This window comes from Paucihalobacter ruber, assembly GCF_006494535.1.
Classification (GTDB): Bacteria; Bacteroidota; Bacteroidia; order Flavobacteriales; family Flavobacteriaceae; genus Paucihalobacter; species Paucihalobacter ruber.
This window is the reverse complement of sequence record NZ_VHIQ01000001.1, coordinates 180,806-188,725: the sequence shown is the minus strand read 5'-3', so window position 1 is coordinate 188,725 and position 7,920 is coordinate 180,806. Positions and strand designations below refer to the sequence as shown.

The window sequence follows — 7,920 nt, the reverse complement described above, 5'->3', positions numbered from 1 at the left end:
TAAGTACCTTCGGGATCAACACTGGGGTCAAAAACTCCGGTGCCGCTACTCAGCGCAGGCGACCAGGTGCCATTGGTATCGGGTGTTCCGCCAAGGCTATTAAAAAGATCTACAGTAGAAGTATCATCAGCACAAATTGATAAACCGGCATCTGTACCTGCCGATGGAGGAACTTCAAAGCTAACGGTAACGGTTGCAGTAGCATCAGCGCAAGCACTGTTTGGGCTAACCACTGTATAGGTATAAGTACCTTCGGGATCAACACTGGGGTCGAAAACTCCGGTGCCGCTACTCAGCGCAGGCGACCAGGTGCCATTGGTATCGGGTGTTCCGCCAAGGCTATTAAAAAGATCGACAGTAGAAGTATCATCAGCACAAATTGATAAAGCGGCATCTGTACCTGCAATTGGAGGATTAATAAAACTAACGGTTACTGTAGCACTATCATCAGGGCATAGATTATTTGGGTTTGAAACGGTATAAGTATATACTCCTTCCTGATCTATACTAGGATCGAAAATGTTAGTTCCACTGCTAAGTGTGGGTGACCAAGTACCACCTGGTTCAGGGGAACCACCCAGACTTTGAAAAAGATCAAATGTTTCATTAGTATCTATACAAATATCTAGGATTGCGTCTGTTCCAGCGCTAATTTGCTCTAAAAGTATTACTTGTACTTCAAGTCGGTTAATACTCTCACATGGCGGATCTATGATTGTAGCGAAATAGGATCTACCATCTTGTAGTGGTGTACTTGGATCTAAAGGTGAAGCTGAGGAAGTTGATGCGTACCAGAGATTTTCGCCACTGGCCTGTAAATCGGCAATTGTGGGAACCAGATCTTGACCTAAGCAAAATTCTTGTATAGCATCACCTACGGGTACGGGTACAATGCCGATATTAACTTGTACAGCCAAACGCGATGTCCTACAACCAGTTTCGGGATTGGATTGATTGGCGTAGTAAATTGCGCCATCTGTAAGTTGTGTATTTAAATCCAATACTATAGTGCTTGAAGAAGAAGCGTACCAGTTGATATCGTTTCCAAATGCTTCTAAATCATCTATTGTCGCTTCGTTTGGATCTTCCACGCATACACCCTGAAAGTTTAAGCCTGTTGGAGGGCCTAATATACTTACTGTAACTGCAATTCTATTACCGCAATCACCAGATGCGTTATCTAAGTAATAAATACCACCATTAACCAATGAAACGTTCCCTGACAAGGGTGTAGTAGAATCAGGAGTACTAAACCATGCTATTCCAGCACCTTCGTCATTGGCTTGTAAATCTGATACTAGTAATGATTCAATATCGCAAAATGACTGCGATGTAGAGTTAACCGTAGGACATTGTCCCAATAATACAAGACCATTTAGTAAAAACGGAAAGAAAATAAACCACTTTTTAGATAGGGATGCTCTCATTCATTAAGTTATTTTAAAGTATAAACTAAAGACCCTGTAATCTGAAAATTGAACCTGTGTCAAATGCCTAACATTATAAAGGAGTTCATATAAAATTAAGTTTGTGATTTTAACCAAAGGTATAAAATTAAATTTTACAACAACAAAAATAATCAGTGCCTTCGGGAAACATATTTAAAATAATTCTTACTTTTTTATTATAATTAACGGATTAAATTGAATTTCCTCTAATAAGTTCCCAATAATTCAGCATTCGAGTTTTCGCCATAAGTATAGATTGAAACAGCTGTATTTTGAATTGTATCACCAATGATGACATATTTAAAACTCGATCCTAAAACCTCAGATATTTTACTAAACCCTTTTATTCCCTGCGAAGAAATACGGTTAATAACGTCATAATTTACCATATACCCTATTTGATTTATCAGGTTTCTGCTATCTATATAATTAGGATTATAAGCCATGGGATACATCAATTTTAAAATTTTAAATCGCTTAATAGAAACATCAGATTCATCAGGAATATTTTTTTGATCAAGTACTGCTAACTGACTGTTATATTTAGAAAGTTCTTTTAATAGCAGGGTTGACACATTTAAATAGGCTCCGGTTTTTTTACTTTCAATAATGACATAATTTATTCTATTTGAATCTAAAAGATTTTGTAAATCATTAGATTTGAAACTTCCATTTCTATTCAATTTCATCAATTTAATACTAGGAATAGAATTTTCAATTAGAGGTATATTATCTGAATTTTCGTCGTCGTAAACACAAATTATATTAGCTTTTGTAGAATTCAAAAAGGAAAGCATTTTGATTCTCATTTGAGAATCAGACACCAGAGATTTTATCATTTTTGTTTGGGGCGAACTATTTTCGAAAAAACGAAATTCAAAATTACCTAGATCTGCAATATTATTATTGAATTTCGGTTGAGGTATAATATGAAATATTTCATCTGTTTTAGTCCCCAAATTATCAGAGGTTGGATCAAATGATGAATTTGTTATTACTTTAACCTTATCGAGGCCAGAAGAAATATTGCTAATAGCATTCTTAATGCCTGTATAATAGTCATTATTGTTTTTTGAAATATTTTCGCCTGACTCCGATTCGGGATGATACCAAAATATATTTGTTTGAAATCGACCTTCAAGTTCAGTAGCAGCCAATGTTTCGTTGATTTTGTCGGGTATAGAGTTTTTGATTTTAATACTGTCTCCGGCTAGTACAGCTTGTTTAAGTTTAGGATTTATTGTTGTTAATTCATCTATAGACATGTTTGTTTTCTTTGACAAACTATAGAGTGTTTCTTTAGGTTTTATAACATACCAGTTATCATCGGCCTCGATTTCCTTTTCTTCCGATTCAATGCTTAAATCTTCTTCTGATTTCGTAATTTTAATTTCATTTTTTAATGATTCAAAAACGATGACATCACCCGCTTTCAACATGCTTACTATTGAAGGGTTCAGGCGCTCCAGTTCGCCTACAGTAGTATTAAATTTTTTAGATAAACCGTACTTGGTGTCTCCTTTTAGAACTGTATAAGTGTTATTGTTTGTTATATTTTGTTTGTTATCAACCAATAGCACTTCACCCTCTAATAAAATTTGACCTGTCTTAAAATTATTAATTTTTTTCAGCTCGTCTAAACTCATATTGTATAGACGTGAAATACCCCAAAGGGTTTCTCCTTTTAAAACTTTATGTGAACCGTCTGCATTTGAAACTGCCGTTTCTGTCTGATTACTGCCGTTTGGTATTTTTAAGCGATGCCCAGCCTGGAGCCCATTTTTAATGAATGGATTGGCGTTTTCCAGTTCGCTAATTGAAACTCCAAACTTTTTTGATAAGCCAAATTTTGTTTCACCTCTTTTAACTGTATAAACACCATTTACTGCAGTATCTTCTGAAGCATTTTGACTGGTTGTGTTTGTAGGAATTAATAAAATTTCACCAGTTTTAATATAATCGCGGGCGTCAGGATTTAAGCGGTATATATCATTGATGCTTACGCCGTATTTAAGTGATAGCCGATAAACATTTTCGCCTTTTTTTACTGTATGCTGAATCGTGCTATTTTGCCCATGCAATGTTGCAGCCGAAAACAGCAGCCACACAATACAATTGACTATTAAACTTTTGAATCCCAAAAAAATCACAATTTATTTTAGAACATAAAAGTATTCAATTACAGTGATTTTTATTTTTGATGTTGTTCTAAATTATTAAGAGGTTATTAACAGTCTAAAATTCTGAAGTCATATGAAATTTAATACTTGGATATTTCTGTTGTGTCATTTGTAACGAAAAAGGAGAATCGGCAAAAAACACCAGTTGATCTTGTTTGTCTTTGGCCAAAAACCGTTGTTTTACTCTAAGAAATTCTTTGAATTCTTCGTTCTTTTCATCCTCTGGTTCAACCCAGCATGCCTTGTGTACACTTAGGTTTTCATAAGAACATTTGGCACCGTACTCATGCTCCAATCTGTATTGAATAACTTCGTACTGTAAAGCGCCAACCGTTCCAATTACCTTTCTGCCGTTTAGTTCTAACGTAAAAAGCTGCGCCACACCTTCATCCATTAACTGGTCAATTCCTTTGTACAACTGCTTGGCCTTCATAGGGTCTGCATTATTAATGTATCTGAAATGTTCTGGTGAAAAACTTGGAATACCTTTGTAATGTATCACTTCGCCTTCGGTAAGAGTATCGCCAATTTTAAAATTTCCGGTATCGTGTAAACCAACGATGTCGCCGGGATAAGAAACATCTACAATTTCTTTTTTCTCGGCGAAGAAGGCATTCGGACTAGAAAATTTAAATTTTTTATTGTGTCTTACATGTAAATAGGGTGTATTGCGTTCAAATTTTCCGGAAACTATTTTAATAAATGCCAATCTATCTCTGTGATTGGGGTCCATATTGGCATGGATTTTAAACACAAATCCTGTAAATTTATTTTCTTGAGGCTCTACCAAACGCTCTTCACTGTACTTGGGTTTTGGTTTTGGTGCAATTTCAACAAAACAATCCAGTAGTTCTCTTACACCAAAATTATTCAAAGCCGAACCAAAAAACACCGGTTGCAATTCACTTTTTAAATAGGCTTCTTTGTCGAACTCAGGATAAATCCCTTCTACAAGTTCCAGTTCTTCGCGTAATTTATCAGCTGCTTTGTTACCAACCAATCGGTCTATTTCGCCTGAATTTAAATCTGAAATTTCAACGGTATCTTCAATATTTTTTCTACTATCGCCACTAAATAAATTGATGTTTTTCTCCCAGATATTATAGATTCCTTTAAATTCCCAGCCCATGCCTATAGGAAAACTCAGCGGACAAACAGTTAGACCCAATTTTTGCTCGATTTCATCTAACAAGTCAAAGGCATCTTTTCCTTCGCGGTCTAATTTATTGATAAAAACAATCATCGGAATATTGCGCATTCGGCAAACTTCAACTAGTTTTTCGGTTTGTTCCTCAACACCTTTGGCGACATCTACTACTACAATTACACTATCTACGGCTGTGAGTGTTCTAAATGTATCTTCGGCAAAGTCTTTGTGTCCGGGTGTATCTAAAATATTGATTTTGTAATTTTTATAATCAAAAGCCAAAACCGAAGTGGCTACCGAAATACCTCTTTGCTTTTCGATTTCCATAAAATCGCTGGTAGCAGATTTCTTTATTTTGTTATTTTTAACGGCACCGGCTTCTTGTATGGCGCCACCAAACAATAACAATTTCTCGGTAAGTGTTGTTTTACCAGCATCGGGATGCGAAATAATCCCAAAAGTTCTTCGTCTGTTAATTTCTTCAATAAATGTCATATTCCTCTAGCAAAAGTGGTGCAAAGATAACACTTCGTTATACATTTAAAACGCAAAGGTTGAAGCATTTTAATTTTATGAAAACATTAGAATTTTTTGTAGTTTTAGTTGGTAACTTTGTATGCTATGAATGAAGAAAAAGTCATCCTCGTTAACGAAAACGATGAACCCATCGGGCTGATGCCTAAAATGGAGGCGCACGAAAAAGCTGTATTGCACAGGGCCTTTTCAGTGTTTGTCTTTAATGATAAAAAGGAATTAATGCTTCAGCAAAGAGCATTAACTAAATACCATTCGCCTGGATTGTGGACCAATACTTGTTGTAGTCACCAACGTGAAGGTGAATCTAATATACAAGCCGGTAAAAGACGTTTGCAAGAAGAGATGGGTTTTGTGACCGAACTAAAAGAAACCATGTCTTTTATTTATAAAGCCCCTTTTGATAACGGATTAACAGAGCACGAATTTGATCATATCTTGGTTGGAACCTATAATGATGCCCCATTAATTAATTTAGATGAGGTGGCTGGGTGGAAGTGGATGACCTTAGACGACGTAAAAGCCGATATAGCAAAACAACCAGAGCTTTACACAGCTTGGTTTAAAATTATTTTTGACAAGTTTTATAACTTTTTAATCACTGCGCCCAATGAGAGTTACCGTTAGTAGAAGAGCCCATTTTAATGCCGCTCACAGATTGTACAGAAAAGACTGGAGTTTTGAAAAAAACAATGAGGTATTTGGCAAATGCAACAACCCAAATTACCACGGGCATAATTATGAATTAATTGCTAGTGTAACTGGTAATATTGATCCTGAAACCGGCTATGTTATAGATGTGAAAATTTTAAAAGACATCATAAAAGCCGAAGTTGAAGACGCTTTTGATCACAAGAACCTCAATCTGGATGTGCCGGAATTTCAAGAGTTAAATCCAACTGCCGAAAATATTGTTGTTGTTATTTACAATAAAATAAAAGCTAAACTTGGAAAAAATTTGGACCTTGAAGTCACACTTTACGAAACACCTCGTAACTTTGTAAGCTATTCAGGAAACTAAAAATACAGCTCATTGGAACTCTATCCATTAAAGTTTACACCCATATTAAAGGAAAAAATCTGGGGCGGCAGCAAATTAACGTCTGTTTTAGGTAAAGATTCGCAATCAGAACAACTTGGAGAAAGTTGGGAGATTAGCGATGTTGAAGGAGATACTTCAATTATCTGTAATGGCATGTACCGAGGAAAATCTCTAAAGTGGTTGTTGGAGCAATCTCCTAAGGATATTTTGGGTGAAAAGAATGCTAAAACCTTCGGAACCAAATTTCCATTACTCATTAAGTTTATCGACGCCAGAGAGGATTTGTCAATTCAGTTGCATCCCAATGATGAATTGGCATCAAAAAGACACAACTCATTTGGTAAAACCGAAATGTGGTATGTGATGCAAGCCGATAAAGGAGCTAATCTTATAGTTGGTTTTAACCAAGATATGAACGTCGAAACCTATCTTGAGCATTTAGAAAACAAAACCCTTCCAGAAATTTTAAGTTTTGAGCCGGTTAATGCGGGCGATACTTTTTTTATAGAAGTTGGTCGCGTTCATGCCATTGGCGCAGGAGTTTTGCTTGCCGAAATACAACAAACCAGTGATATTACATATAGAGTTTACGATTGGGATAGAGTTGATGATGAAGGAAACGCCAGAGAACTTCACAATGATTTGGCCATAGATGCGATTGATTTCAACATGCCAAATAATTATAAAGTAGGTTATGATCAATCCGAAAATCAACCTAATCAAATGGTATCTTGTCCATATTTTACCACCAATTATATCAATTTAAATACAGTTTTACAAAAAGAAAACCATAACGATTCGTTTATGATTTATATGTGTGTTGAAGGTGAAGCCGATATAATTTACAATAACCAAGGCATTCAAATAAAAGCCGGAGAAACTTTATTATTGCCGGCTATTTTAAAAACTTATCAAATTTCAGCAAAGCGCGCCAAATTATTAGAAGTTTATGTTTAGTTGAAATTATTGAATTTTAATTAACAATGAACACAGTTTTACTACTTTTGTACCCATAAAATAATTTAATCATGCCAAGTAAAAGAGATTTAAAAAAAGACATCAACTATGTTTTAGGTGATATTATTGAAGCCGTTTATGTTTGGGAATTAACCAATGCCAGCTCGGCAACCAAAGATGGCGATGCCATTATTGATGAAGCTATCGAAGTGTTTGATGATTTAATAGCCAAGGTAAACGACCGTAGCGTTGACAACAAAAAGGCTCATTTTAAAGCTATCAATGCAGAGCTTGAAACTAAGGGTCGTGCGCTTATAAATAAAATAAATAATTTAAAGTAGAAGATTTGCGAATTTGAATTTCTAATTTAAATTTGCGCAAATTTTTCGCCGATGTAGCTCAGCTGGCTAGAGCAGCTGATTTGTAATCAGCAGGTCGTGGGTTCGAGTCCCTCTATCGGCTCTTAAAAACTCCAATACTTCAAAAGTTATTGGAGTTTTTCTTTTTTTGTAATAGGGAAGAAGTCTGTGCTTTCCTTTTCTGCGCAAGTTAATTATAGCTTAAAACCTCTTAGTAATTTCGAGAAATAGGAAGTTAGATATGGTTAGGTTA

6 protein-coding genes, 1 tRNA gene and 1 pseudogene are annotated in these 7,920 nt (G+C 35.5%); 5 read left to right on the top strand and 3 right to left on the bottom strand.

Annotation, left to right across the window (positions count from 1 at the left end):
• The 3 genes and pseudogenes from FJ651_RS15655 to FJ651_RS00885 all read right to left on the bottom strand — a co-directional run.
• Window positions 1-1,427: pseudogene (locus FJ651_RS15655) on the bottom strand (hypothetical protein); the annotation flags it as partial.
• Window positions 1,428-1,654: 227 nt separating this feature from the next.
• Window positions 1,655-3,589: a muramidase family protein gene (locus FJ651_RS00890; RefSeq protein WP_140988514.1), complete on the bottom strand. Its 1,935-nt coding sequence runs from the start codon at window positions 3,587-3,589 to the stop codon at window positions 1,655-1,657.
• A 94-nt stretch (window positions 3,590-3,683) separates the two neighbouring features.
• Window positions 3,684-5,270, bottom strand: a complete 1,587-nt coding sequence (locus FJ651_RS00885; protein WP_140988513.1) for a peptide chain release factor 3 — start codon at window positions 5,268-5,270, stop codon at window positions 3,684-3,686.
• 126 nt (window positions 5,271-5,396) lie between these two features.
• Between FJ651_RS00885 and idi the strand changes: the two genes are divergently transcribed.
• From idi to FJ651_RS00860, 5 genes are all read left to right on the top strand, one after another.
• Window positions 5,397-5,936 (top strand): isopentenyl-diphosphate Delta-isomerase, encoded by a 540-nt coding sequence (idi, locus tag FJ651_RS00880; protein ID WP_140988512.1) that lies wholly within the window; start codon window positions 5,397-5,399, stop codon window positions 5,934-5,936.
• Window positions 5,920-6,330, top strand: coding sequence for a 6-pyruvoyl trahydropterin synthase family protein (locus FJ651_RS00875; RefSeq protein WP_140988511.1), 411 nt, complete (start codon window positions 5,920-5,922; stop codon window positions 6,328-6,330). Before idi ends, FJ651_RS00875 begins: the two co-directional genes overlap by 17 nt.
• Before the next feature lie 12 nt (window positions 6,331-6,342).
• Window positions 6,343-7,308: a type I phosphomannose isomerase catalytic subunit gene (locus FJ651_RS00870; RefSeq protein ID WP_140988510.1), complete on the top strand. Its 966-nt coding sequence runs from the start codon at window positions 6,343-6,345 to the stop codon at window positions 7,306-7,308.
• Window positions 7,309-7,379: 71 nt separating this feature from the next.
• Window positions 7,380-7,649, top strand: coding sequence for a hypothetical protein (locus FJ651_RS00865; protein WP_140988509.1), 270 nt, complete (start codon window positions 7,380-7,382; stop codon window positions 7,647-7,649).
• Between the two features lie 47 nt (window positions 7,650-7,696).
• A tRNA-Thr gene (locus FJ651_RS00860) sits at window positions 7,697-7,770 on the top strand.
• The last annotated feature ends 150 nt before the right edge of the window (window positions 7,771-7,920 follow it).